This is a genomic window from Streptomyces pluripotens, assembly GCF_000802245.2.
In the GTDB taxonomy this organism is placed as follows: Bacteria; Actinomycetota; Actinomycetes; order Streptomycetales; family Streptomycetaceae; genus Streptomyces; species Streptomyces pluripotens.
Window position 1 is genome coordinate 5914171 of record NZ_CP021080.1, and the last position, 24775, is coordinate 5938945.

Genomic DNA, 24775 nt, shown 5'->3' on the forward strand with positions numbered 1-24775 from the left:
GGGGGACGTTATCAGCGGCCAGAATCGCATGGTAGGGAAAACCCTCCCGTGCCCCGACAAGCTGCTGACTTTGTCACGTCGATATCCCGACGGTAAACGCGGAGTTTGTCATTATGCCGGGCTCCGCAGCGCCTTTGTCGGTATTCGGGCCCGACCTGACATAGGCGGGATGGACCCTTCCCGCCGCCCGGACGGCCTTGGTGTTGACGCGAGGGAGCACGGCCGTCGGCGGGACGGCGAGGGGGAAACGTCCTGGCGGTGGTCACGCCCCGCTCTGCACCGGCGTGGACGGCGTGAGCGTGAACGGTGCGAGGTCGATGCCGGGGGAGCGGCCAAGGTACAGATCGCGGATGATCCGGCCGGTGGCGGGCGCCTGGCCGAGATCCTGGCCGGTGTACCCGGCCGCGACGAAGATCCGCTCGTGCGCGTCGCGCGCCCGGCCGATGCACGCCGTCCTGGTCGGGGTGACGTCCACCGTCCCGGTCCACACGCTGTGCAGCCCGACGTCCTTCAGCTTCGGGTACCGCGCGGCCAGTTCCTCGGCGGCCTGCCTGAACCACACGTCCCGCATGCCCTCCTGCTTGGACACGCGCTCCAAGCCGACCAGGAAGGAGCGTCCGGAGCCCAGCGTCTTCAGCCCGGACGCCGGGTGGACGGTGAACGGGGTGTCGAGCCCACCGTCGGTCAGGACCGGGTCGGTGCGGAACAGTTCCGCGGACTGAGCCCACAGCGGGAGCTCCAGCCCAGCTGAGGTCGCGAGTGCGCAGCTGCCCGCCCCGGCCGCCAGGACGACGCTCTCCGCGGCGAACTCGCCGCGGGCGGTGGCGACGTGGCCGTTCTTCGAGTCCAGTCCGGTCACCCTCTGACCGGCCAGCAGCCGGGCGCCGTGTTTCCGCGCGCCGTCGGCGTAGCCCCGCACCACCTTGTCCACGTCGAGGAGGTAGGACTGCGGGCACCAGACGGCGGACTCGGTCCCGGCCGGATCCAGCCAGGGGTTGCGCGTGCGGGCCTGGTGCGGGGTCAACGGTTCCAGCTCCACGCCGACGGCGCGTTGGGCCGCCGACTCCCGCTCCAACTCCACGGCTTCCTGCCGGTCGACCGGTATCACCAGCCACCCGATGTCCGAGAGCACCAGGTCGGCGCCCCCGGCCGGGGTGAACGCACGGTAGTCCGCGAGGCTGCGCACCGTCAGCTCGGAGTTGTGGACCTTCCCCGGTTGGTAGGTGCGCACCGGGCGGGCGGCCTGCGCCACGGTGGCCTCGGCGTCGTCCGGATCGAGCAGGATGACGTCGATGCCCGCCCGTGCGCAGTGATAAGAGATCGACAACGCTGTCACTCCGCCGCCGATGATCAGCATGTCGGCGGTTCCTTGCCGACCAGGCATACGAGTCCCCCTGTCGATGAGGATGTCCGGTTTCGATGATTCCGGTCTATCGGTGTCACGCAAGGTCGGCTCGGTAATCGGTCCGGGCCAATAGACGCACGAGATATGCAATGGACGCGAGCGTGACGTGCCGGTGCCAGCCGGGAAAGGACCGGCCGCTGAAATCCCAGATTCCGACGTGCTGGGAAACAGATTCCAGGTCCCGGTCGACCCGGCGCACGAGCCTGGCCAATTTCAGCACGGTCGCGGCCGATACCGTCGTCAACGTCGTCAGCCACAGCTCCTGGCACACGTTCTCCCCCACCGGACTGACCGCGATCAGCCGTAGTGGGGTCTCCGCTTGCGGGTACGGGTGCTCGACGCCGGCGGGCCACTGGACGTCGACGGTGGTGATCAAGTGGCCTGCCTCGACCGCGGGATCCGGGCCGCCCACCGGCCGGCGGCGGAACCGGGCCGCCTCCACGATCCGGCGCGCGGTGAGCGGCCCGTGCGTGCGGTGACCGGCCAGCGCCGGGTCCTGGATCTGCAGTGGCAGGGCCGCCGAGATCCGTACGAGCAGGGGCACTTCGGCGGCGTGCAGCGGCCGCAGGAGCTGGGCGCGTTCCATGGTGCGCCCGTCCACCACCACCGGCCGGTCGGGGCCCCCGGTGCGGGCCAAGACATGCAGAAGGGCGTGCGCCGTGCACTCGCCCAGGGACTCGGTGCTGAGGTCGTCGGGCATCCCCGCCCGTTCGCGCCGGCGCGGGTCCTCGGCCCAGTCCTTGGGTACGTGCAGGCGCCAGCTCACCGGGGTACCGGCCGTCTCGGACACCGCGAGAACGCCGACCGCCTCCTGGCCGTTGACGGCCTTTCCCCGGCTCGGGCAGAACCGTCGGCTCACCGCCACCGCCTGCTGGCCCGCCTTGGGGATCAGCACCGGGCGGATCACCCACGCTTCGGGCTCCATGGTCCGCACCACGTACCGGATGAGCGCGGTGCGGACGGGTTCCCAGTCCCAGGTGGAGTCGCTGATGAAGTGGTGCAGCCGCTGGTCGATCCCCGGGCCTTCGACGAAGGCCGCGATGTTCCGGATGGTCTTCCGGCCGGGCGTGCCCAGCAGCCCCCGCAGGTACTGGCGGGCTCTCAGCCGTTGATCGCGCCGGGTGAGCGTGGCGAACAACTCCTCGCAGACCCGGTCGAGGACGAGTTCCGTCGCGTCGGACGACCCAGTGTGTCCCAGGGGCGGCGTCCGGTCGCCCGGGGCGCGCGGCGCCGACGCCGGCGGGGACAGGCTCTCCGGCCCGGTACCGTACGGGCCCCCGGGTACCTCCCGCAGGCCCCGGCGGAGCCGGTTCAGCACGTCGACGAGGGCGCGCGGCTCCAGCCCGAATTCCTGTGCCACCTGGTGGACCGGCGTGCTGAGTCTCGGAGCCGACGCCTTCCCGGGGAGTCCGGCGTACCGCGTCGGCGCGGCCGGGCGGGGGCGTTCCAGCGGGACCAGATTGGTCGGCTGCGGGTCGGGGACGCCCAAGCGGACGCGGAGCGCGCGCACGGTCCTCCGGTCGAGTCCGGTCACCGAGGCGATCGTGTGATCCGGCCAGTGCGGGCGGGAGCCGAGGATCCGGGTGGCTGCCGCGGTGCGGTCGTCGAACGAGAGGGGCATGCCGTGCCGCGCGTTGGACGACACCGCTGCGACGAACGCATCCTCCTCGTCCCCGTCGAAGAAGACCACCTCGATCGACTCGTCACCGCGCAGTTCCGCGGCCTTCAGCCGGTGCATTCCGTCCAGGATCCGCATGGTCTTTCGGTGCACGAAGATGGGCGGGAGTTTGACCGGCGACTGGGCGAGCGTACTGACGTATTCCTGGTTCTCCCCGCGCGTTCTGAGGCTTTTCCCGTGCCGCAGGACGCGAATCGGGATCGTACAAGTTGGTAGGGCCGCTGGCGGTTCCGGTGGTGGAAGTGGCATGCCCACACTGTCGACTTGAGTGACCGCGGCTTGTTCCCAGCGCATCGGTGTCCCCTCATCCAGTCAGTCCGTGTCGGCGTACCCGGAGAACGCGAAATGGTGGGGTGGCCGGCCGGCGCGCCGCACGCCCGGCGCACAAGGGAACACCGCTCCGCGATGCTGGATTTCGGGAGATTCCCCCGACGGATCCCCGGCTCGTACTGAATTGACAGGTCTTGCCTTCAGGTTAGACAAGCCCCCGATGGACAACAAGTGTGCGAGTCGATTACCGCGTCAAACGGGCCTGCGGATTTTCTCCCCAGTTGGCTGGCTATCTGAATACCCAGTCGGACGGGAGGTGGTGAAACCGCAGAATGTGCGGTGGCGGTCGGCCGCCGTCCCGGACGCTACGTCGCACCGGCACCGTCCGCAACCAGGTTGCATGGCGCAACGAGCCGCTTGACAGAATTCCCGAAAGGGTGATGGAGGCCTCCGGAACCACCCCGGTTCCCCTGCCGGGCTCCCGGATCCACAGTTCCGTAGCCGGCGGTCAACCTGATGTGAAAGCCACTCACTTGACACAGCTCCCCGACGGTCATTGGCCCCGCCGCACACGAGCCATAAGACTGAGGCGCAGTCAGCCGACTACTCGATCGACGAAGCTCGACCGCGCAGTTCCGCCGCCGAGGTGGTTCTCACCGGCGGCCCGTGCCGCCGATTCTCATCAGACCGTGTGCGTCTGCCGCCGCCGGGCGGCCGCAGCGCGGGCCACACGTCGGCTGCCCGCGCTGCGGCCGGAGTTCCGTGCGCAGCCGGACATCCGTCGAGCAAGTTCGGGAGATCACCGTGCTCACTCGTTCATCGACCAAGGTCGCACCGGCCCCCGCTGCACGCGACCTGGGGCTGGGTCCGGCGAGGCAGCAGCCGCATTGGCCCGACGCGGCACTGGCCCGGCGGGTCCGCGGCCAACTGGCCGCCCTCCCGGGGCTGCTCGAAGCCGATGAGGTGCTCGCGCTGCGCACCCGGCTCGCTGCGGTCGCCACCGGCGCGGTCCGGGTGGTGCAGGCGGGTGACTGCGCGGAGGATCCCGCCGACTGCACCCCCGGCGATGTCGCCCGCAAGTCCGAACTGCTGGAACTCCTCGCAGGTCGGATGGAAGAGAGCACCGGTCGGTCGGTGCTGCGGGTCGGCCGACTGGCCGGTCAGTTCGCCAAGCCCCGGTCCGCGCAGACCGAACGCGTCGGCGACCTCGAACTTCCCGCCTACCGCGGGCACATGGTGAACGGCCCCGAGCCCGACCCCGAGAGCCGGCGCCCCGACCCGACCCGGATCCTCTCCGGCTACCGGCTCGCCGGCGCCGTCATGCGGTGCCTGGGCTGGGCCGACCGGGGTGCGCACCCACGCCCCACACCCAGGGTGTGGACCAGCCACGAGGCACTGTTGCTCGACTACGAGCTGCCGATGGTGCGTCGCTCGGCGTCGGGCCGGGCATGGCTGTCGTCCACGCACTGGCCGTGGATCGGCGAGCGTACCCGGCAGACCGACGGGGCCCATGTCGCGTTGCTCGCGCAGGTCGTCAACCCGGTGGCCTGCAAAGTCGGCCCCACCATGACGACCGGTGAACTGCTGGTCCTGTGTGAACGGCTCGACCCGCGCCGGGAGCCGGGGCGACTCACCCTGATCACCAGGATGGGAGCCGACGAGATCGGCGGCCGGCTGCCTGCCCTCGTCGCGGCGGTGCGGGCCGCGGGGCACCCGGTGATCTGGTTGTGCGACCCGATGCACGGCAACACCTTCGCCACACCGAACGGCTTCAAGACCCGGCTCCTGCACCGGATCGTGCAGGAGGTGACCCGCTTCCAGGACGCGGTCGCCGCCGGGGGCGGCGTCGCCGGCGGCCTCCACCTGGAGACCACCCCGGACGACGTCACGGAATGCGCTCGGACCTGGGAGGAAGCGCCGCACGTCGGGGACAGGTACACCAGCCTCTGCGATCCGCGTCTCAACCCGGACCAAGCCGTTGCGGTGGTCTCGGCGTGGCGGGCGTGAGTACCCGCCGGCTCGCAACCGGCCCGCACCGAGCAGAACTTCCTCGCGTACACCCAGCAATGGAGGTCTGGACAATGGAGGACGCAGTCGCCCTGGTCACCGGGGCAGCGGGTGGGATCGGCGCGGCGGTCGTCCGCGCACTGGGCCGACGGGGCGTCCGGGTGGCCGCGGTGGACCGGGACACCGGACGGCTCGACGAGGCGGTGGGGAAGATGGCCGCGGACGGCCTGCCCGTCGAGGCGTTCCCCGCCGACGTCACCCGCGCCGCCGAGGTGGAAGAACTGGTGGAGCGCGTGGAGGGCACGCTGGGACCGGTGGACTACCTGGTCAACGCCGCCGGTGTGCTGCGCCTGGGCCCGGTGCGCCGGCAGAGCGACGAGGACTGGGCGGCGACCTTCGCCGTCAACGCCACCGGCGTGATGCAGGTGTCTCGGGCGGTGGTCAACCGCATGGTGCCCCGCTCCCGCGGCGCGATCGTCACCGTGGCGTCCAACGCGGCCGGTACGCCCCGCATGGAGATGGCGGCCTACGCCGCGTCGAAGGCCGCGGCGACGATGTTCACCAAGTGCCTGGCCCTGGAGGTCGCCTGCCACGGTATCCGCTGCAACGTCGTCGCCCCCGGTTCCACCGACACCGCGATGCTCCGGTCCATGTGGCACGACGAGACCGGCCCGCAGGGGACGATCGACGGCCGGCCCGAGGCCTACAAGGTGGGCATCCCGCTGGGCAAGCTGGCCCGGCCGGCAGACATCGCGGACGCCGTGGTCTTCCTGCTCTCCGAACGGGCCGGGCACATCACCATGCACGACCTGACCGTCGACGGCGGCGCGACCTTGGGGGTGTGAGGAACCATGGGCGTGAAGGAGATGGCCATGGCAGGGATACCCCCCATCGAGCCCTACCCGATGCCGGCCGCGGGTGACCTGCCGGAGAACGTCGCCGGATGGGAAGCAGACCCGGACCGGGCGGTGCTGCTCATCCACGACATGCAGCGCTACTTCCTGCGCCCGTTCCCGGGCACCCTCCGCAGGCAACTGGTGCGGAACACGGCGCAGCTCCGGGAGCGCTGTGCGAGCCTCGGCATCCCGGTCGCCTACACCGCCCAGCCGGGCGGGATGACCGATGAGGACCGCGGTCTGCTCAAGGACTTCTGGGGGCCCGGCATGCAGGTCGACCCCGCCGACCGCCGGATCGTCGACGAACTGGCGCCGGCACCGGGCGACTGGCTGTTCACCAAGTGGCGCTACAGCGCCTTCTTCCGGTCGGACCTGCGCGAGCGCCTGGCGCGGCACGGTCGCGATCAGCTAGTCATCTGCGGTGTCTACGGACATGTCGGGGTGCTCATGACCGCGGTCGAGGCGTTCACCCACGACCTCCAGACGTTCATCGTCGCCGACGCGATCGCGGACTTCTCCGCGGACCACCACCGCCTGACCCTCACCTACGCCGCACAGCGCTGCGCGGTGGTCACCACGGTCAAGGAGTTCTGCGCATGACCGGTGCCACGACGCCCGCGGTGCCCGACCCGCTCGATCTGGTCCTGTCGCCGCGGCCACCGGCGTTCGCGCTGATCCACCGCCCGGAGCGGACCGGCGGCGCGGTCCTGGACGTCCTCGTCGGCGAGGTGTCCGCAGTGACCGCCCTGGCCGACGTCCCGCTGCCCGAACGGGCCGGCGATGCGGGGCACGCGGTGCTGGTGCTGATGCCGTTCCGGCAGCTCGCCGAGCGCGGTTTCGCCTGCACCGACGACGGCGAGCAGCTGCTGGCGATGACCGTCATCGCACAGGCTGCTATGCCCTGCCATGAGGCGCTGGCGCGGCTGCCGGACCTGCCGACCCGGCTCCGCGGCCGGCACTTCGACATCTCTGACGACGCCTATGCCGACCTGGTGCGGACGGTCGTCGCCGAGGAGATCGGTCGGGGCGAGGGCGGCAACTTCGTCCTCAAGCGCTCCTGCATCGCGGAGATCACGGACTACACGCCCCGGCACGGCCTGTCGCTGTTCCGCCGGCTGTTCCAGCAGGAGACCGGCGCGTACTGGACGTTCATCGTGCACACCGGCGACCGGACTTTCGTGGGTGCCACGCCGGAGCGGCACATCAGCGTGCACGGCGGCACCGCCGTGATGAATCCGATCAGCGGCACCTACCGCTACCCGCCGGGCGGCCCGGCCCTCCCGGACGTGCTGGCCTTCCTCGACGACCGCAAGGAGACCGACGAGCTCTACATGGTCCTCGACGAAGAGCTCAAGATGATGGCCGGGATCTGCGACAGTGGGGGCCGCGTGGTCGGCCCGTACCTCAAGGAGATGGCGAGGCTGGCGCACACCGAGTACTTCATCGAGGGGCGCACCACCCGTGACCCGCGCGAGATCCTCCGGCAGACGATGTTCGCCCCCACCGTGACCGGGAGCCCGTTGGAGAACGCCTGCCGGATCATCAGCCGGTACGAGCCGACGGGCCGCGGGTACTACAGCGGGGTCCTCGCGCTCATCGGTCGGGACGGCAGCGGCGGCCGCACACTGGACTCAGCCATCCTGATCCGCACCGCCGACATCGACCGCGGCGGACGGCTCCGGATCGGGGTCGGGGCGACCCTGGTGCGCCACTCCGACCCGGTGTCGGAGGCTGCCGAGACGCGGGCCAAGGCCGCGGGGCTGCTTGCCGCGCTGCAGGCCGAGCGGCCCGTGCGCCACGCCGACCGGCCCGTGCGCCTTGCCGGCGACCCGTGCGTCCGGGCCGCGCTGGACCGCCGCAACACCGGCCTCGCCGGCTTCTGGCTGACCCGCACGGACCGGCGCGAGGGGCCCCGGCCCGCGATGCACGGCCGTCGCGTACTGGTCATCGATGCCGAGGACACCTTCACCGCCATGCTGTACCACCAACTCCGCTCCCTGGGCCTTCGGGTGCAGGTCCGTCGGTTCGACGACCAGTACACCTGGGACGGATTCGACCTGGTCGTCATGGGACCGGGGCCGGGCGACCCGCTGGACGTCGGGCACCCCAAGATCGCTCATCTGCACGCCGCGATCGACCGGCTGCTGACGGAGCGGCGGCCGTTCCTCGCGGTGTGCCTGAGCCACCAGGTGCTCAGCGCCCGGCTCGGGCTGGAAGTGATCCGCAAGGAGGTGCCGAACCAGGGCCTCCAGCAGGACATCGACCTCTTCGGCCTTCTGGAACGCGTCGGTTTCTACAACTCCTTCGCCGCCCGCAGCGAGGACGGCAAGATCGACTGTCCGGGGACCGGCGTGGTGGAGATCAGCCGCGATCCGGGGACGGGGGAGGTGCACGCGTTGCGCGGGCCCTGGTTCGCCTCGGTGCAGTTCCACGCGGAGTCGGTGCTCACCGTCGACGGGGTCCGCATCATCGCCGAACGGATCGGTGAAGCCCTGGGCCAGTGACCTGAGGAGGCAGGAAAAGGGGCCCGTCGGCTGAGGCGGGTGCCTCGGCGGGGGCGTGGCGGCTGTGGGGGCGCCACGCCCCTCATCCCTTCAGTGCCCGGTCCACCAACGGTCCGGCGGCGCCCGTGTAATGAGCCGGCTCGCACAGTTCCTCCAACTCCCCGGCGGACATCCGGCCGTCGAGCTCCGGGGCCTCGGCGAGCACCGCGGACAGCGGGCGGCCGGACCGTTCGGCGACTGCGGCGGCTTCGGTCAGCAGGCGCCGCGCGGCGGCACCGCCGAGCGTGCCGCCCAGCACGGCAGCGATCCTTTCCGAGACGATCCGGCCCCCGGTGAGAGCGAGGTTGCCGTGCATCCGGTCCGCCCGCACGCGCAGCCCTTCGGCCAGCTCCACCGCGATGTGCGCCGATCCGCCGGTCAGCCGCAGGCACTCGCGCAGCGGCTGCCACTCAGCGTGCCAGCCGCCGGCCGACCGCTCGTCCTCGACGCACAGGCACTGCGTCAGCCCGGTCGACAGCACCGGGACCTGGAGCGCCGCGCTCCGCATGAGTGTGGCGAGCACCGGATTGCGCTTGTGCGGCATGGCGGAGGAGCCACCGCGGCCGGGCGCCCCCGGTTCGGTCAGCTCCGCGATCTCGGTGCGGGCGAGGGTCTGCACATCGAGCGCGATCTTGCCCAGCGCGCCGGCGGTGAAGGCGAGCGCGGCGGCGAGGTCGGCGATCGGGGTGCGCAGCGCGTGCCAGGGCAGCCGCGGCCGGGTGAGCCCAGTCTCCGCCGCGAACGCGTCGGCCAGGGCATCGGCGTACCCGCCGGGGTCGGCAGCGCCGTCCGCGTCGGCGCGCGCGAGGTAGCCGGCGAGGGTGCCGGCCGCCCCGCCGAGCGCCACCGGCAGACCGTCCCGCAGCACCCGGTCCACCCGGTCGGCGGCGTCCAGCACCAGGCTCCGCCACCCCGCCGCCTTCAGCCCGAAGGTGGTGGGCACCGCGTGCAGGGCCAGGGTCCGGCCGGCCATCACGGTGTCCCGGTGCCGACCGGCGAGGTGGGCCAGCGCCTCCGCCGTCCGTCCGAGGTCCCGCCGGATCAGGCGCAGTGCCCGGTCGGCGACCAGCATGGCGGCGGTGTCGAAGATGTCCTGGCTGGTGGAGCCCTGGTGCACATAGCCGGCGGCGTCTGGGGCGTCGTCGGCGACGACCGCGGTGAGCGCCTTCACCAGCCCCACCACCGGGTTGGCCGTTTCCCGTGCCTGTACGGCGAGTTGGCGCAGGTCGAGGCGGTCGGCCCGGGCCGCGGCGGTGATCGCAGCGGCGGCCGGTCCGGGCACGGTGCCCAGCCGTGCCTGGGCCCGGGCCAGGGCAGCCTCGGCGTCGAGCATGGCCTGCAGCCACGCCCGGTCGCCGACGGCGGCCTCGACGGGTGTGCCGGCCCGCACGGGGGAGAGCAGGCCGGAATCGGGATCGGCTTCGGGCGGCGGCTTCGTCATATCGGCACTCCCGTCAGGTCGGCCGGGTCGCTCACCGGGCCGGCCGCGGCCGGTTCCCGTACCACCGGTGGTACGGAGAGGAGGGCGCGGGCGATGGCGTCGGCGTCGCGGAGAATCACCGAGTCGACTCCGGGGCGGATGCCGGCCGCGGTGACCCAGTGCACCGCCTCGGTGGGGACGCCGTAGGCGAAGCGGCGCGGGTGAGCCCGCCCGCGCGCGTCGAGCAACCGGTAAGGGCGCTCGGTGACGGCGAGCCCACCGGTCTCGTGGGTGCCGCCCTGGGCGTCCGGGATGCGGTAGGTGGCGCACTGCTCGGTGCGGAGCAAGTGAAGCAGGAGCGGGTCCGCAGTACGGCGGAGGTCGGGCGCGGGCAACCGGGCCTCGACGAGTACGCCGGACCGCACCACGGGACCCGGTGCGAGGGGCGAGTTGGCGACGAAGCCCGGCGTGGCGGTGTCGAGGCGCACCTGTGTGCCGGGCCCGGTGAGGTCCAGGACACCCGCCTCGATCAGGGCGATCATCTCCTCCACCCGCGACACCGGCGGCCCGATGGACAGGAAGGCGTTGAGCGGGGTGTACCACCCGTCGAGCTCGTCGCGGTGCGAGTCGCCCTCCAGGCCGCCGTGGTCCACCGCGAGCCGGATTTCGTTGCGCAGGTCGCGGAGCACGTCCAGGGCGGCCTTCAGCGGGCCGGTGACATTGCCCGCCTTCGCCTCCCGCACGTCCCGGGCCAGGTAGGCGAGCAGCCAGCTGCGGAATTCCGCACGCCCGTGGAACTTCCTACCGGCGCAGGGCCGCGCGATCCGCTCCCAATCCCACCGGTCCGCGGGGGCGATGCCGTGGGCGTCCAGCACCCGGCCCCGCCCCGCCGGGTCCGGCAGCGCCACGTACTGCTCCGTGAAGGAGTCCCGTCGGGCCTGCTGCCCCCGGGTCGCCAACAGGGTGCCGTAGTAGACCGTTTCCACCTCCCGGGCGATCAGTGGCCACAGGTCGGTGCCGAATCGGACCCGGCCGCCCGCGAGGGTGCGGCGGCGCAACCCGTCGAGGAACTCGGGGGTGAGCAACCGGGGCTGGTACCGGCCGAAGGCGCCCTTCTCGTTCTCCCCGCGGGCGTGGTGGGGGACCCCCCGACGGGAGAAGGCGTAGAGCCGGGGCTCTTCCCCGCAGGGCAGGTATCGCAGCCGGCCTCCGTCGCGGACGAAGACGCCACCGCGGCCGACGGTCAGCAGCGCCATGTAGTCGAAGAAGTTCAGTCCGAGGCCGCGCAACAGCACGGGGCGGCCCGGCGCGACCGCGCTCAGGTCGGCCTCCGCGGGATTGCCGGGCAGCAGATAGGTGAGGTGATGGATGCGGGCCAGGCTGGCCGTCCGCTCCTCCCGCGGTGTCAGCCGGGCCGGGAGGTGGCCCTGGGCCAGCACCACGGCGTCGAGGTCGTCGAGCCGGGTCCGGTTCTCCAGCCGGACCCCCTGCGCGCCGCCGGGCAGGCCGTGGGTGTCGGCCATGGCCACGGCGCGCGACCGGTGCACCCGGACGCGTACCCGCCCCGGGGCGCGGGAGACCACCCGCCGGAACGCGTCCCGGAGGTAGTGCCCGTACAGGGCCCGGGTGGGGTACGAGTCGGGGCCCAACCGCCGTGCCTCCGCGAGGATGTCCTCGTCGTAGTCGGCCGACGAGCCCAGAAGCGCCACGCTCTGCGCCCATGTGTGGAGGCTGGGGCCCGGCTCGACCGGGCCGGCGCTGCGCACGCTGGTGTCGGTGTAGACGGTGATCTGCGAGGCCACGGTGTTGGCGAGCAGGTGACGGGACTGCCCGGTCCGCCAGACGGCGCCGGCGCCGGGCGCCTCCGGGTCGACGATGTGCACGGTGACCGAGGGGCCTGTCGGCTCGTGCCGGGCGTTGGCGCACAGCCGCTCCAGCACGGACAGTCCTCGGGGACCGGCCCCGATGACGCACAATTCCAGGTGCCGGTCGGTCATCGGGCCGCCTCCTGGTGGGGGAGGGCGGGCGGGGCGCCGGCGGTGAAGTCGCGTGCGCCGTGCATCCACGCGAGGTGGTCGTGCAGGTCGCTCGGCGACATCCTGGACAGCGCCGCGTTCCTGGCCGTGGCCGCCGCCCCGGCCGGGTGCCACAGCGCGATGCTCGCGCGGGAGATCCGTTGCACTGCGGCGGTGCGGTCGCGCCGCAGCCGGTTGTACTCCGCCAAGCACTGGGCGAAGCCGGCTTCGCCGCCGTCCAGCAGGTCGCCCAGCACCACCGCGTCCTCAAGTGCCTGGCAGGCCCCTTGAGCCGCGTAGTGCAGCATCGGGTGGGCCGCGTCCCCGAGCAGGGCGACCGGACCGTCGGTCCAGTGATCGACCGGTGCCCGGTCGATCAGCACCCAGGACTTCCACTGCTCACCGAGGCCGATGAGCTGCCGCGGCGTCGCGCCGAGCACCGTGAACAGGTCGCGGACGACGTGCTCCTCCACCGGGACGCCGGCGAGCGCCCGGGTTGCCCCACCGTCGAAACTGGCCGCCAGGTTGAGGTACTTGCCCCCGGCGATCGCGTAGTGCACGAAGTGGCACCCGGGGCCGGTCCACCATGTGACGGCGTTGCACCGCAGTCGCTGCGGCACCTGGTCCATCGGGACGATCGCGCGGTAGACGGTGATGCCCGAGATGCGTGGCGGACCGTCGCCGACCAACTGCCGGCGGACCGCGGAGTGGATCCCGTCCGCCCCGATCAGCGCGTCACCGGTGATCCGCTCACCGGTGTCGAGGACGGCCGCCGCGCGGGTGCCGTCCTGCTCGTACCCGGCGACCGACCGGGCCGGGCACAGCTCGATGCGCGCCGCGTCGCGGCAGGCCGCGAGCAGCAGCCCGTGCAGCTCACCGCGGTGCATGACCACGTACGGGTTGCGGAACCGCTGCCGGTAGCCCTCCGTGAGGGGCACGCTGGTGACGTGCTCACCGGTGACCCCGTCCATGAACCGCAGCTCGTCGACGTGCGCCGCGCGGGCCCGGACCTCGGCACCCAGACCAAGGCGGGCCAGGGCGTGCATCCCGTTCGGCGCCAGCTGGAGCCCGGCGCCGAACTCGGCGAAGCGCAAGCCGCGTTCGAGGACCACCACGTCGTGGCCCCGTCGTGCGACGCTCAGTGCGGCGGCCAGCCCACCGATGCCGCCGCCGGCGACGACTATCTTCGCCATCCCTATCGGCTCCTGTTCCCATCGCCCAGCGCCCTGGCCAGCTCCAGTCGCTTGATCTTGGTGGTGGCGGTCTGTGGCAGGTCTGCCCGGCGCCACTGGACCGGCTCCGCCATCCGGGGTAGGCCGGTCGTGGCTCGGTCCCACGCGACCTTGTCGAGCGGCTTGTCGTCCCGGGTGCACACCACCGGCACCGGCGTGCTGTCCGGGCCGGGCACGATGATGACTTCGACCAGCTCGTCCAGCGCGGAGAAGAGGGCGTCCTCCGCCGACAGCGTGCTGCCGAAGCCGGGGATGACATCGACCTCACGATCGAGCAGGTGCAGGCAGCCCCACCGCGTGCGGTAGCCCACGTCGCCCATCCGCCACCACGCGTCGTGCTCCTGCTGGGCATAGCGTTCGGGTTCGCCCAGGTAGGTCAGGACCCGGCCGTTGGTGCGGACCTCGATGTACCCGGGGGACGTCTCGGACACCGGCCGCCCGTCCCGGCTGACCACCCGGACCGCGGTCATGCCGGGGAACGCGCGGCCGACGCAACGGCCGTCGGCGTCCTCGCCGCGCCAGCGGGTGAAGATCCGCCCGACCACCGGCCCGGCTTCGCTCTGTCCGTAGAGCTGGGCGAAGAGCGGCAGCCGGTGCCGGGAGGCCCGCAGCATCCGCTGCACGGTCCGGGGATGGATGGCGTCGAAGGTGCTGCTGAAGTACTTCACCTGCGCCAGCGGTCGCCGCGGGTCGTCCGCCAGCTCCTCCCACCGCATGAACGTGTTGGGGTGCGCCTCGATCACACCCGGGCGCAGCCGGGCGAACAGGTCGGCGGCCTGCCGCGGGTCGTCGTCGGCCAGCATGACGAGCGGGAAGCCGCGCAGCATTGCGATGGCCATCGCGGTGAACAACCGGGAGTGAACGAAGGACACATGCACCGCCACCGGGCGCCGTTTGCGGACCAGAGCGGTCGCAGCGGCCTGCGGCCGGTATCGGGCCTGCAGCGTCCATCCGGTGTGCACGGCCAGCTTGGGGATGCCGGTGGTGCCGGACGTGTGCGTGATCAGGGCCGGATGGTGGGCGGACACGGTGGCCGGCGCCACCCGCGGCGCGCCGGCCAGGTCGCGCAGCCGTCTGGCGCCGGGATGGTCGCCTGCGGCGAGCAGCACCTGGCACGCGTGGTCGAAGACCGTGTCGGGCAGCTCGCCGTCCAACTTAGCCTGGTCCGTGATGAGATGGGGTCGGTCCACCCGACGCACCAACTCGGCGACGGTCGCGCCGTCGAGCTTCGGTGACAGCAGCACCGGCACCGCGCCGATCCGTGCCGCCACGCACGCCAGCAGGGTGATGTCGAAGCCATTCGTCTTGTGGACGACCACCCGGTCCCCCGGGCGGACCCCGGCTGCCCACAGCCGGGACGCGAAGTCGTCGACCAGATCCGCGATGTCCGCGACGGTCAGTCGGCGGCCCAGGCCGGGTGCCAGGTCCAACTCGTGGTCGAGGACCACGACGTTGGCCGGGTGGCGGGCGGCCGCCCGCTCGAAGAGCGTGCCCAGCCGGATTCCGCGGTTTCCCACCCGTTGCAGCAGCATGTCCCGCACTTCCTTCCGATCACGCCTTCTCGATGAGCGCCTTGATGCGGTGCAGCGTGGCCAGAAGGTCCCCGGCCAGCTTCTCGGTCCAGTCGGCGAAGAACCTCTTCCTGGTGGCCTCGTCCATCCCTGCGGTGATCCCCCGGATCCCCTCGGTCGCGGTGCCCATGCGTAGGCCGTGCACCAGCACGCAGCCGTCGCCGTCCGGCGCGATCTCGTACGACCAGACACTGTCCTGAGGATCCCCGGCACTGTCCCGCATGGCCCAGCGGAAGACCCGTCCGGGCTCGGCGGCGACCACCTGTGACTCGGTGTGCCAGGTACCGCGGACGACGGGTGCCCACGCCACGACGTCCTCGGCTCGCAGGTTCTCGCCGCGGAAGACGGCGCCCACCGTCGCCGGGCGGCCGGACACCCAGGCTCCGCCTGTGCACTCCGTGCTCCATTCGGCGCTGCGCGGCAGATCGCTGACCACCGCGTACACCTCGGCCGGTGTCGCGGCGATCCGCGTCCGGGCCCGGACATCGAACAACGGCGTGATCTGGGTATTCGTTGGGGTCATGGTTTCGAATTTCGTGGGGGTGGCTCCGGCAGTCAAAAGAGAGGCCGCGGATGCGTCAAGTCGGAGCCTTTTATGTAAGTTGACGAAGGCTCAGTAGCTTTTCCCGTGTGTGGTGCGGCGCTGTCAGAATCGGCCGGGTGCTGGCTGCCTATGTGAACCGACTCGGGTCACCTGAAGAGATCCGCCACGGGGAACTCCCGCCCCCGCGACCCCGATCGAACGAGGTGCTGGTCAACGTCTGCGCCACCACGGTCAACCCGGTGGACACCTTCGTGCGGTCCGGGCAGTATCCGACCACGCTGAGCTTCCCGTTCGTGATCGGTCGGGACCTGGTCGGTGTGGTCGCCGAGGCGGGTGCCGACGCGTCCGGCTTCGCCCCGGGCGATTGGGTGTGGTGCAACAGCCTGGGCCACGACGGCCGGCAGGGGGCCGCGGCGGAACAGGCGGTGGTGGCGGCGGACCGGCTCTACCACCTGCCGGAGGGGGTGGCACCGACCGCCGCGGTCGCTGTGGTGCACCCCGCGGCCACCGCCTGGCTCGCGTTGTTCCGACACGGCTGCTTCCGGCGGGGGGAGACCGTCCTCGTCGCCGGGGCCGCGGGCAACGTCGGCAGTGCGCTCGTTGTGCTGGCCGCCGAGGCGGGCGCTCGGGTGCTCGCCACCGCCGCCCGCTGCGACCTGGCGTACACCCGCGGACTCGGGGCGGCCGAGGCGTTCGACTACGCCGATCCCCGCCTGACCGAGCATCTGAGGTCGCGGTGCCCGCGAGGGATCGACGTTCACCTGGACACCTCGGGGCGGAACGACCTCGGCACCGCGGTCGAACTCCTCGCTCCCCGAGGTCGGATCGTGCTGCTCGCCGGCGCGCGGACGCACCCCGTCCTGCCGGCGGGCGCGCTCTACACCAAGGACGGCTCGATTCGGGGATTCGTCATCTCCCGTGCCACGACGGCCGAACTGGGCGAGGTCGCCGGGGCCCTCAACCGGTTGCTCCCCACCGGGCGTTTGAGGGCCCGGAGGACACAGACCCTGCCGTTGCCCGCCGCCGCCGAGGCCCACCGGCGCATGGAAGCCGGTGAACTGCACGGAAAGCGGCTGATCTTGGACATCGCCGGAGCCACGGCGCCGTAGCTACTGCGAATCGAGGAGGCCCCGCCCGATGGAACGCCGATGGTGGACGCTGCTGGTGGTGTGCGCGGCGATGTTCATGCTGCTGATCGACATCAACGTGGTCGTCGTCGCCCTGCCGAACATCCAGCACGCGCTCGACGCGAGCTTCGGCAGCCTGCAGTGGATGACGGACGCCTACGCCCTCACGCTGGCTGCGCTGCTGCTCACCGCCGGATCCCTCGCCGACACGTATGGCCGGCGGCGGGCGTTCGCCCTCGGCCTGGTGGTCTTCACCGGCGGCTCGCTGCTCTGCGGCCTCTCACCAAGCGCGCCGACGCTGGTCCTGTTCCGCGCGGTGCAGGGGTGCGGCGGCGCGATCCTGTCGGCCACGTCGCTGGCACTGCTGGCCGGCTCCTTCCACGGCAGGCAACGGGGGGTGGCCTTCGGCGTCTGGGGTGCCGTCGCGGGCGCCGCGACCGGTCTGGGCCCGGTCCTCGGCGGCGTGCTGACCGATGGCGTCGGCTGGCGGGGGATCTTCCTGGTGAACGTGCCGGTCGGGATCGCCGCGCTGGTCATCACGGTGTGCAGGGTGGATGAGTCCCGCGCCCCGCGGGGCGGCCGGATCGACTGGCCGGGTGTGGTGACCCTGACAGCCGGGCTGTTCAGCCTGGTCTACGGGCTGATCACGGCGAGCGACGCCGGATGGAGGGAGCGGGGTGTGCCCCTCTGGCTCGGCCTGGCGGTGTGTTGCCTGGTGGCGTTCGTGGTGGTCGAGTGGCGGGTGCCGGAACCGATGTTCAGCCTGTCGCTCCTGCGCATCCCGTCATTCCTCGGCGGCTCGGTGGCGGCCTTCGCGATGAACGCCTCGCTGTACGCGGTCTTCCTCTACCTCGTCCTCTATCTCCAGAACGGCCTCGGCGGCAGCCCGCTGGCCACCGGCGTCCGGCTGCTGGTCGGATCTGCCTTCACCTTCGTCGCCGCCTTCGCATCGGGCAGGCTGACCAGCCGGGTGCCGGTGAGGTGGCTGATCGGTCCGGGCCTGGGCCTGGTGGGTGCCGGGCTGCTGCTGATGCGGGGTGTGACCGCCGGGTCCGACTGGACCCACCTCATTGCCGGGCTCGTCGTCTCCGGCATCGGCGCCGGCATGGTCAATCCACCCCTCGCCTCGACGGCGGTGGGCGTGGTGCCGCCGCAGTGGTCCGGGATGGCGTCGGGAGCCAACCAGACCTTCCGGCAGATCGGAATCGCGGTCGGGGTCGCCTGCTACGGCACGGTCTTCGCGGCGTCTCTGCACACGACGCTCCAGCGGCGGCTGGCTGACATCCCGGCAGTGCGCGACCGGGTCGAGCAGGTCGCCGGTGCGGTGCACCGCGGAGTCGCCGATCAGGAGGTCGCACTCGCGCCGCCGGAGGCCCGTGGCGCGCTGGCTGACGCGATCCACACCGGATTCGCCGACTCCCTCAATGCCGTGCTGCTCGTCGGCGGCCTGCTGGCGCTGGTGGGCGGGGCGTTGGCCACCGCCCTGATCCGTGGCCGGGACTTCGCCGCCCCCCAGCCGCCGCGGGGGGAACCGGCGCACCGACGGAGCACCGAGGTGTCAGGTGGTCGCTAGCAGAAACGACTCGCCGACCTCGGGTCGCAGCCCGTCCGGCCGTCCGGTGAAGTAGCGCTCGGTGAGGTCCGCCGTCGAGAGGTGCCGCACCTCGTGGAACCCGGCCGCGCGCGCCAGTTGGAGCATCTCCTCGGCGGTGAAGCAACTGCGGAACCGGATCGGGTACCGCGGTTTCCCGCCACTGGCGGCGACGGTCTCGGGCGGCAGCAGGAAGGTCATGGCGAAGGCAGAGCCCTGGGCGGTCTGCGCCGCCTTGGCCAGGGTGTCCGCGACCGCGTCCTTGGTGAGGTACATGCTGACTCCGGTGCTGGCCAGCACCGCCGGCCGGTCCAGGTCGAAGCCGGCCTCGATCAGCCGCCCCCACCAGTCCTCGTCCTTCTCGAAATCGACCGGTACCATCCGCAGCCATTCGGGTACGCCGTAGCCGAGCTCGCTCAGCCGCTGCCGCTTCCATTCCTGCGGGCCGTACTGGTCGATCTCGAACACCCTCATTTCGGCTGCGAGTTCCGGATGCCGCTGGGCGAAGGTGTCCAGACCGGCGCCGAGGATCACGTACTGCCGGACGCCATCGGAGAACCGGTCGGCGACCAGGTCCTCCACGAACCGCGCCCGGGCGACGACGCCCGCGCGGAAGCCGCTGGTGGCGTTCTTCCCCATGTCGGGACGGCGGTGCCAGTTCGCGCCGGGCGCGACGAGTTCCAGGCCGATCTCGTCCTGAAGGACATGCGGGGGCTCGTCGACCTGGGCGTGCATGGCCCGCCACAGGGCCACTCGTACGGCTGTCGACTCCGGTGCGACGGTTCGCTGGGCGGGCATGACGTTCTCGCTCTCGGTCCGTGGATCACCGATCACGTGGGGCAGGCACGTGCGCCTGCACCGTCCGTGATGGGTGGTTCCACCCTGCCCGGGTCGGTGTTCCGGCCGCCTCCCATCTCGCCCCCCATCCCCCCGCGTTCACCCGATGGGATGACGCTCCTCCGCTCCTGCGCGGGAGCGGAGGAGCGCGAGATCACTTCTGCTCGTCGCGGAACAGACGCCACACGGTCGTCCCGGTGGCAGCGCCGAGCACGAGGGCGCCCAGCCCCCAGACGGGACCCGTCCGCTCGCGGCCGAGCGCGTGGTCGACGGAGAGCGGCCCCGGGCCGTCCCAGGCCAGGCAGGCCGCTGCCGTGGCGAGGACCAGCGGGTACTCGTAGCCCCCGTTCTCGGCCCACAGGCCCTCCCGCCGGTGCACGGCTGCCGCGTTGACCATCTCCCCGATGAGGGCGGACGCGGCCAGTGGGGTAGCGGTCCCGGTCACCAGGCCCACGCCCGCGGTCAGTTCGGTGACTCCGGCCAGGGCGGCCATCGCTCGGCCGTTGCGGTACCCGAACGACTCGAAGTTCTCCGCCGTCCGCTCGCGGCCTGCACCGCCGAACCAGCCGAACAGCTTCCGGCCGCCGAAGCCGATGGCCAGTCCACCGACGATGCCCCTCATGACCAACCGGCCCGTACCTGCCATCGCCGTCCTTCCGTCCTCCCGGCCGCGCCGGGCATCGAGACATCCGCCGTACGCCGTACGCCGACCGCCGGCGACCGGAGGCTGTTTTGCTAGCATTCTAGCCTCTGGGACTCCGTAAGCCTGGTGGGCCCGGTGTGCGAGTGGGGGGATTTCCCACTCGCACACCGCCGTGGCCGCTACGCCGACGGCTGGCTCTTGGCCGGGTACATCCCGGTGAGCGGCTTGGTCGGCGGAGGAGGGGGCGCCATTTCCAGCACCTCGGGTGAGAGCGGGATGTCCAGGCTCCGGTCCGAACCGGCCAGCGCCCGCTCGACCGTCCGGTGGATCTCCGTCTTGTCCGCGCCCAGGTAGAGTCCGGCGGTCAGCCGCACCGGGTCGCCGCTGTAGTAGTTCACGTACTGCATGAGCCGCTGGCCGAACCCGTCGCCGGCCACGTCCCAGGCAAGTTTGAACAGCCGGACCCGCTCCTGCGCCGGGATGCCCGGACGACCCCGTACGAACCGGTCGATGAACGGGCGCAGCTCCTCGTTGGCGAAGTCCCCGCTGGACGGCGCGTAGAAGAAGTTGCCCGCCGCGAGGATCTGGATGACCTCGACCATCCGGCGGTGCGTCGGTGCGGTCTGCATGAGGAACGCCATCATTCCCGGCATGTACGGCACCCAGGTGCCGTCCCGCAACGGCGCGGCCAGGGCCTCGGCGCCGTAGAACAGCGTCCGCAGGGTTTCGAGCCGGGAGACCAGGTCGCCGAGCTTCTCCTGGACGTGCAGGAAGCCGTCGATCCCGGTCGCGTCGGCGATCTTCGTCGCGATGCCGCACAGTAGCTCCGACGAGGCCAGGCTCCGGGCGCCGTTGACCACCAGGACGCTCGGATCGTTGCCGAGCACTCGGTTGACCAGGTCCCGGCTGCCAGGTCGGCCGTCGACGACGACCCGGTCCCAGGGGACCAGCACATCGTCGAAGACGGCGATGCAGTCCATTTCCTCGAACCGGCTGCTGAGCGGATGGTCGAACTCCGTCCGGCCGGCCGGTGCCACCGGCTCGCGGCAGATGAACTTCAACCCCGGTGTGTCGATGGGGATGGCGAACACCACCGCGTAGTCGTCGTCGCCCGGGGCGATGCCTCCGAAGGGGACGACCACGAGCTCCTCCGCGAACGGCGCCATGGTGCTGAGCATCTTCGCGCCACGGACGACGATTCCCCCGTCGGTCTCCCGCACCTTCCCCAGGTGAAGAAACGGGTCCTCCTGCTGGGCGGAGGTCTTCGACCGGTCGATCGCCGGGTTGATCAGCACATGGGTCAGGAAGAGATCGTTGTCCCGCACGTGCTCGTAGTACCGGCGCGCGTTCTCGCCGAACCGCTCGTCCAGTTCACCGAAGACCGGGGCGTTGGTGTTCCAGCCCAGGACGAACGCGTTCATGAAGTCCGGCGACCGGCCCATCATCCCGAAGGTGTGGTCGGCCCGGAGCTTGAAGTGCCGCCGCTTGGCGACCAGGTCCTCCTTGCTCCGGCACGGCTGGAAGGAGCGCGACAGCCGTTCACCCGTCGTGGGGGACACATAGGTGCAGACGTCGACGTAGCGCGGGTCCAGTTGGAGGTCGTACTGCTCCGCGATGGTCCGCAACGGGCCGGCGAAGACCGGTTCCTCGGTGACGTGCGCGATGCGGCGGCCGTTGAGATATATCTCCGGGTTGAGCGACTTCAGGTGGTCGAGGTACTGCTTCCCCGTGCGTGCGGGCACGACGTCCTCCTTGTCGGGCGGTGGGCGGGAATTGCGGCTCAGCCGAGGGAAGCTCTCTCGCGCAGGGCGAGGTTGCGGCCCGCCGCGCAGGCCTGCTCCTCGGCGGCGATCCGGGTGCGCGCGGCCAACTCGGTGAACCGGTCCAGCGCCGGATCGACCCCGACAAGGGTCAACTCCCTTTCCACAACGGTAAGTTCGAGATCCCAGACATCGCTGAAAATACGGCGCATCCAGCCGATGGCGTGGTCCCAGCCGTCCCGCGGGGTCCCCGGCCCGTAGGCGCCGCCCCGGGCGGTCACCAGCACCGCCGGCCTGCCCGTCAGCGGTTTGTCCCCGCCCGGGGCCATTCGCGGATCGGTGAGCACCAGGTCCACCCAGGCCTTCAGATGCTGGGAGACGCCGAAGTTGTACAGCGGCGCCGCACAGAGCACGGCGTCGGCGGCGACCAGTTCGTCGGTGAGCGCCGCGGCCAGCACCAGGGCGTCCCGCTGCTCGGGAGTGTGCCGGTCCGGGGGAGTGAACCGGGTCGACACCGCAGCGGACCAGGCGGTCGGTGGCAGCGGGGTCTCACCGAGGTGGCGCCGGACCACCGGCGCGCCCGGGGTCGCAGCGCGCCACTCCTGTTCCACGAGGTCGGCGAGCGCGACGGTGCTGGATCGGGTGCCGAGGATGCTGGTGTCCAGCCGGAAGAGAGACATCACGAACTCCGGAGGTCGGGTGTGTGCGGGCGTGCCGGGAACATCAGCGCCCCCGCCTGCGGCGCTCTCGAGCGGCTGGAGGCGGTCGACCGGTGTTTTCCTGCGCAGGCCGATGCCCTGTCCGAGAATCTTCGGGAATCCGATGCCTGTCAATGACGGCGGGACGGCCCAAGGGTATGTCCGACTGGGAATTCTCCCCAGTCGGACAAGCGGGCCGGCGCTTCGCTGATCATTGACGTTGAACTCACACGGTTGCCACAATCATCACTCATCTTGTGCGGGCATGCCGGCATTCATGTGCCCATATGGAGGTTGCAGCATGAAGTTGAGCCCGGATTTGCACACCGATCTCGCCACGGGGGTGGTGGACCGGGACATCTACACAAGCGAGAAGATCTTCGCGTTGGAGAAAGAGAGGATATTCACCCGGACTTGGAATTATGCCTGCACGACCCGTGATCTGAAAAAGCCCGGCGACTACTTCACGGTTTCCATCGCCGACCAGCCGGTGCTCGTGGTGCGGGACAATGGCGGGGAGATCCGCGCCTTCCACAACGCCTGCACCCACCGCGGCGCGATCCTGACCGGCGAGCGGTGCGGCAACCAGGGCCAGGTACTCAAGTGCATGTACCACGCCTGGGCGTTCAATCTGAAGGGCGACCTCGTCGGGGTGCCCTACGAGGAGGGCTACGGACAGGACTTCGACCGTGGTGCGCACGGCCTGAAGCCGGTGCACTGCGACACCTTCCACGACCTGGTCTTCGTCGCGCTGCGTCCGAGGGTGCCGTCACTCACCGACTTCCTCGGCGAGATGACCGACTACCTCGCGCCGTATGTGCAGGGCATCGAGCCGATCGGCCGCAACAGCTGGATCTACCAGGGCAACTGGAAGTTCTGGCACGAGAACTTCCGTGACGACTACCACGCCGAATTCACCCACCGCAGCATCCGCGACCTGCTGGCCGGCACCGCCGCACGTGGCTGGAACTGGGGCGCGGCGCCCGGGCACTCGGTCCTCCAGTGGGCCTTCCCTCCCCTCGACCCGCCGAAGTACGCCCGCGCCCTGCAGCGCTTCAGCGGAGTGGACTTCTCGGACGGCACCATGCCGGTCGGCTGGAACAGCATGCTCGCCCAGGGGCCGCCCGGCCCGCCCGAGGGGTTCGAGGGCGCCGAACCGCCGGAGATCCGGCAGGAAGTGCTCGCGCTCTTCCCCAACCTCGACATCCAGCCCGGCCCCAAGGACACGCCGCGCGGTATGAAGGCGGGGTACATCCAGACGGTCACCCCGCTCGGCGTCGATCGCGCCCGGGTCGACATCACCGTCTACTCAGACATCGAGGACGACGAGGCGACGCGGCAGGAGCTGCTGGAGAACCTCGCCGACACCCAGGGTTCGTGGGGCAAGCTCAGCTGCGACGACACCGAGGCAGCCACCCGCTGCCAGATCGGAGTGCGCGGAGAGGGTGGCCGGTACAACCTCTTCACCCGCGGGGTCGCACCCGGCCGGGGCGGCGAGGGCGCCGATGTCAGGGACGAGTACTCGCAGCGCGAGTTCTTCCGGGTCTACCAGCAGTACCTCCAGGACGAGTCGTGAGCAGCCCGACGACGGAAGGAAGGCGCGACGCCACCGTGCCCACAGCGATCACGACCTCACCCGGCCTGCGTAGCGAGGTCGAGGACCATTACGTGTCCTACGCCTTGACGATGGACGACAAGCGTCCCAACGACTGGGTCGACCGGTTCCTCGACACCGGGCTGTACGCCGTCGGCACGTACAACAACGTCTCGACGACCGGCATGTGGTGGTACACGGACCGGGGCCTGGGCGCTCTGAAGGAGCGCGCCGCCTACATGAACGGCTATCTGCGCCACAACCCGACCCGGACCCTGCACACCGTCACCAACGTGCGCGCCCGGGAGACCGAGGACGGCCGGATCAAGGCCGAGGCATATGTCGTCCTGTACGTCTCCGACCGCTCCGAGCCGTCCCGCTTCCACGTCTGCGGCCGGTACGACGACCTTCTCGCCCGGACGGACGACGGACTCCGCTTCGCCGAGCACCGGGTCGTCCTCGACGCCGAGACCCTGCCCGGCAACATGGGCGTGCTGCTCTGATGCCACCGCACCGGGAGCCGGGCGGGAAGAGCCGGGTGGCGTCCGTCGAGGTGGATCTGACCCGTTGCGCGGGGTACGGCCTCTGCGTGGACGCAGCTCCCGAGGTCTTCCGGATGAGCGAGGTCGCGGAGGTCGCCGAGGTGCTGCGGCCCGAGCCCGGACCCGAATTGACCGATTCCGTACGCGAAGCGGCGCGGGCCTGCCCGGCCCATGCGGTGTTCCTGTTCAAGGATCAGCCACCGGGCCCGGACGGAGACGAGCCGACGGGGTGAGTGGCCGCCCGGCCGCCCGGTCTCCGCTCGACACCGGCGAGGCCGTGTCCTGCCCGATGGCACCCGCACCCGTGCCATCGGGCTTGTGCGTTCGGCACCGCGCCCGACACCGGAGCCTTCGAGCCCGGTGCCCCGAGGCGCGGTACTCGAAGGCTGCGGGTCAGCGATG

The 24775-nt window shown here is 71.3% G+C and carries 20 protein-coding genes; 9 read left to right on the top strand and 11 right to left on the bottom strand.

Features of this window, described 5'->3' with window-relative positions; genetic code table 11:
- Positions 1-262: 262 nt before the first annotated feature.
- Complete coding sequence (locus LK06_RS26335) at positions 263-1357, bottom strand: NAD(P)/FAD-dependent oxidoreductase (protein WP_039648061.1); 1095 nt, start codon at positions 1355-1357, stop codon at positions 263-265.
- An 82-nt stretch (positions 1358-1439) separates the two neighbouring features.
- The gene (locus tag LK06_RS26340; protein WP_052269663.1) at positions 1440-3161 is read right to left on the bottom strand and encodes an IS701 family transposase; all 1722 of its coding nucleotides are present in this window, start codon (positions 3159-3161) and stop codon (positions 1440-1442) included.
- Positions 3162-4157: 996 nt separating this feature from the next.
- Between LK06_RS26340 and LK06_RS26345 the strand changes: the two genes are divergently transcribed.
- From LK06_RS26345 to LK06_RS26360, 4 genes are all read left to right on the top strand, one after another.
- Positions 4158-5360 carry a 3-deoxy-7-phosphoheptulonate synthase gene (locus LK06_RS26345; protein ID WP_078858827.1) on the top strand — a complete coding sequence of 401 codons (1203 nt, stop codon included), beginning with the start codon at positions 4158-4160 and terminating at the stop codon, positions 5358-5360.
- 74 nt (positions 5361-5434) lie between these two features.
- On the top strand, positions 5435-6205 hold the full coding sequence (locus LK06_RS26350) for a 2,3-dihydro-2,3-dihydroxybenzoate dehydrogenase (RefSeq protein ID WP_043433373.1): 771 nt from the start codon (positions 5435-5437) through the stop codon (positions 6203-6205).
- Positions 6206-6232: 27 nt separating this feature from the next.
- Entirely contained in the window at positions 6233-6856 is a 624-nt protein-coding gene (locus LK06_RS26355; RefSeq protein WP_039648077.1) for an isochorismatase family protein, read from the top strand.
- Positions 6853-8760 carry an anthranilate synthase family protein gene (locus tag LK06_RS26360; protein ID WP_043433372.1) on the top strand — a complete coding sequence of 636 codons (1908 nt, stop codon included), beginning with the start codon at positions 6853-6855 and terminating at the stop codon, positions 8758-8760. Before LK06_RS26355 ends, LK06_RS26360 begins: the two co-directional genes overlap by 4 nt.
- Before the next feature lie 82 nt (positions 8761-8842).
- Here LK06_RS26360 and LK06_RS26365 read toward each other — a convergent pair whose 3' ends face one another.
- From LK06_RS26365 to LK06_RS26385, 5 genes are read right to left on the bottom strand one after another with little or no spacing between them, the layout of a single operon-like run.
- Positions 8843-10240, bottom strand: coding sequence for a nitrosuccinate lyase (locus LK06_RS26365; protein ID WP_039648053.1), 1398 nt, complete (start codon positions 10238-10240; stop codon positions 8843-8845).
- Positions 10237-12216, bottom strand: a complete 1980-nt coding sequence (locus LK06_RS26370; protein WP_039648051.1) for an FAD/NAD(P)-binding protein — start codon at positions 12214-12216, stop codon at positions 10237-10239. Before LK06_RS26370 ends, LK06_RS26365 begins: the two co-directional genes overlap by 4 nt.
- Positions 12213-13427, bottom strand: coding sequence for an FAD-dependent monooxygenase (locus LK06_RS26375; RefSeq protein ID WP_039648049.1), 1215 nt, complete (start codon positions 13425-13427; stop codon positions 12213-12215). The genes LK06_RS26370 and LK06_RS26375 overlap by 4 nt, the downstream gene beginning before the upstream one ends.
- A 2-nt stretch (positions 13428-13429) precedes the next feature.
- Positions 13430-14998: a class I adenylate-forming enzyme family protein gene (locus LK06_RS26380; RefSeq protein ID WP_039648047.1), complete on the bottom strand. Its 1569-nt coding sequence runs from the start codon at positions 14996-14998 to the stop codon at positions 13430-13432.
- Between the two features lie 19 nt (positions 14999-15017).
- Positions 15018-15560 carry an SRPBCC family protein gene (locus LK06_RS26385; protein ID WP_039648045.1) on the bottom strand — a complete coding sequence of 181 codons (543 nt, stop codon included), beginning with the start codon at positions 15558-15560 and terminating at the stop codon, positions 15018-15020.
- A gap of 137 nt (positions 15561-15697) precedes the next feature.
- Here LK06_RS26385 and LK06_RS26390 point away from each other — a divergent pair, with 137 nt between their 5' ends.
- Both LK06_RS26390 and LK06_RS26395 read left to right on the top strand, forming a co-directional pair.
- Positions 15698-16690, top strand: a complete 993-nt coding sequence (locus LK06_RS26390) for an NADPH:quinone reductase (protein ID WP_039648043.1) — start codon at positions 15698-15700, stop codon at positions 16688-16690.
- Between the two features lie 28 nt (positions 16691-16718).
- Positions 16719-18281, top strand: a complete 1563-nt coding sequence (locus LK06_RS26395) for an MFS transporter (RefSeq protein ID WP_052269662.1) — start codon at positions 16719-16721, stop codon at positions 18279-18281.
- On the opposite strand, the gene LK06_RS26400 is transcribed toward LK06_RS26395, so the two are convergent.
- From LK06_RS26400 to LK06_RS26415, 4 genes are all read right to left on the bottom strand, one after another.
- On the bottom strand, positions 18267-19097 hold the full coding sequence (locus LK06_RS26400; RefSeq protein ID WP_039648074.1) for a class I SAM-dependent methyltransferase: 831 nt from the start codon (positions 19095-19097) through the stop codon (positions 18267-18269). The two genes, LK06_RS26395 and LK06_RS26400, sit on opposite strands and share 15 nt — an antisense overlap.
- A 193-nt stretch (positions 19098-19290) precedes the next feature.
- Entirely contained in the window at positions 19291-19782 is a 492-nt protein-coding gene (locus LK06_RS26405) for a DoxX family protein (RefSeq protein WP_039648041.1), read from the bottom strand.
- Positions 19783-19958: 176 nt separating this feature from the next.
- Entirely contained in the window at positions 19959-21521 is a 1563-nt protein-coding gene (locus LK06_RS26410; protein WP_052269661.1) for a 4-hydroxyphenylacetate 3-hydroxylase family protein, read from the bottom strand.
- A 38-nt stretch (positions 21522-21559) separates the two neighbouring features.
- Positions 21560-22219 carry an FMN-dependent NADH-azoreductase gene (locus LK06_RS26415; protein WP_039648039.1) on the bottom strand — a complete coding sequence of 220 codons (660 nt, stop codon included), beginning with the start codon at positions 22217-22219 and terminating at the stop codon, positions 21560-21562.
- 319 nt (positions 22220-22538) lie between these two features.
- Between LK06_RS26415 and LK06_RS26420 the strand changes: the two genes are divergently transcribed.
- From LK06_RS26420 to LK06_RS26430, 3 genes are read left to right on the top strand one after another with little or no spacing between them, the layout of a single operon-like run.
- Entirely contained in the window at positions 22539-23813 is a 1275-nt protein-coding gene (locus LK06_RS26420) for an aromatic ring-hydroxylating oxygenase subunit alpha (RefSeq protein WP_039648036.1), read from the top strand.
- Positions 23810-24334 (top strand): aromatic-ring-hydroxylating dioxygenase subunit beta, encoded by a 525-nt coding sequence (locus LK06_RS26425; RefSeq protein ID WP_039648034.1) that lies wholly within the window; start codon positions 23810-23812, stop codon positions 24332-24334. The genes LK06_RS26420 and LK06_RS26425 overlap by 4 nt, the downstream gene beginning before the upstream one ends.
- A 35-nt stretch (positions 24335-24369) precedes the next feature.
- A complete protein-coding gene (locus tag LK06_RS26430; RefSeq protein WP_039648032.1) occupies positions 24370-24606 on the top strand; it encodes a ferredoxin in 237 nt (78 codons plus the stop codon).
- The last annotated feature ends 169 nt before the right edge of the window (positions 24607-24775 follow it).

Bases quoted from the DNA above. Each gene is read 5' to 3' on its own strand.
- LK06_RS26335 (WP_039648061.1), bottom strand. From the start codon at position 1,357: ATGCTGATCATCGGCGGCGGAGTGACAGCGTTGTCGATCTCTTATCAC.
- LK06_RS26360 (WP_043433372.1), top strand. From the start codon at position 6,853: ATGACCGGTGCCACGACGCCCGCGGTGCCCGACCCGCTCGATCTGGTC.
- LK06_RS26380 (WP_039648047.1), bottom strand. From the start codon at position 14,998: ATGCTGCTGCAACGGGTGGGAAACCGCGGAATCCGGCTGGGCACGCTC.
- LK06_RS26375 (WP_039648049.1), bottom strand. From the start codon at position 13,427: ATGGCGAAGATAGTCGTCGCCGGCGGCGGCATCGGTGGGCTGGCCGCC.
- LK06_RS26420 (WP_039648036.1), top strand. From the start codon at position 22,539: ATGAAGTTGAGCCCGGATTTGCACACCGATCTCGCCACGGGGGTGGTG.
- LK06_RS26355 (WP_039648077.1), top strand. From the start codon at position 6,233: ATGGCAGGGATACCCCCCATCGAGCCCTACCCGATGCCGGCCGCGGGT.
- LK06_RS26340 (WP_052269663.1), bottom strand. From the start codon at position 3,161: ATGCGGATCCTGGACGGAATGCACCGGCTGAAGGCCGCGGAACTGCGC.
- LK06_RS26415 (WP_039648039.1), bottom strand. From the start codon at position 22,219: ATGTCTCTCTTCCGGCTGGACACCAGCATCCTCGGCACCCGATCCAGC.
- LK06_RS26405 (WP_039648041.1), bottom strand. From the start codon at position 19,782: ATGGCAGGTACGGGCCGGTTGGTCATGAGGGGCATCGTCGGTGGACTG.
- LK06_RS26370 (WP_039648051.1), bottom strand. From the start codon at position 12,216: ATGACCGACCGGCACCTGGAATTGTGCGTCATCGGGGCCGGTCCCCGA.
- LK06_RS26365 (WP_039648053.1), bottom strand. From the start codon at position 10,240: ATGACGAAGCCGCCGCCCGAAGCCGATCCCGATTCCGGCCTGCTCTCC.
- LK06_RS26400 (WP_039648074.1), bottom strand. From the start codon at position 19,097: ATGCCCGCCCAGCGAACCGTCGCACCGGAGTCGACAGCCGTACGAGTG.
- LK06_RS26395 (WP_052269662.1), top strand. From the start codon at position 16,719: ATGGAACGCCGATGGTGGACGCTGCTGGTGGTGTGCGCGGCGATGTTC.
- LK06_RS26385 (WP_039648045.1), bottom strand. From the start codon at position 15,560: ATGACCCCAACGAATACCCAGATCACGCCGTTGTTCGATGTCCGGGCC.
- LK06_RS26350 (WP_043433373.1), top strand. From the start codon at position 5,435: ATGGAGGACGCAGTCGCCCTGGTCACCGGGGCAGCGGGTGGGATCGGC.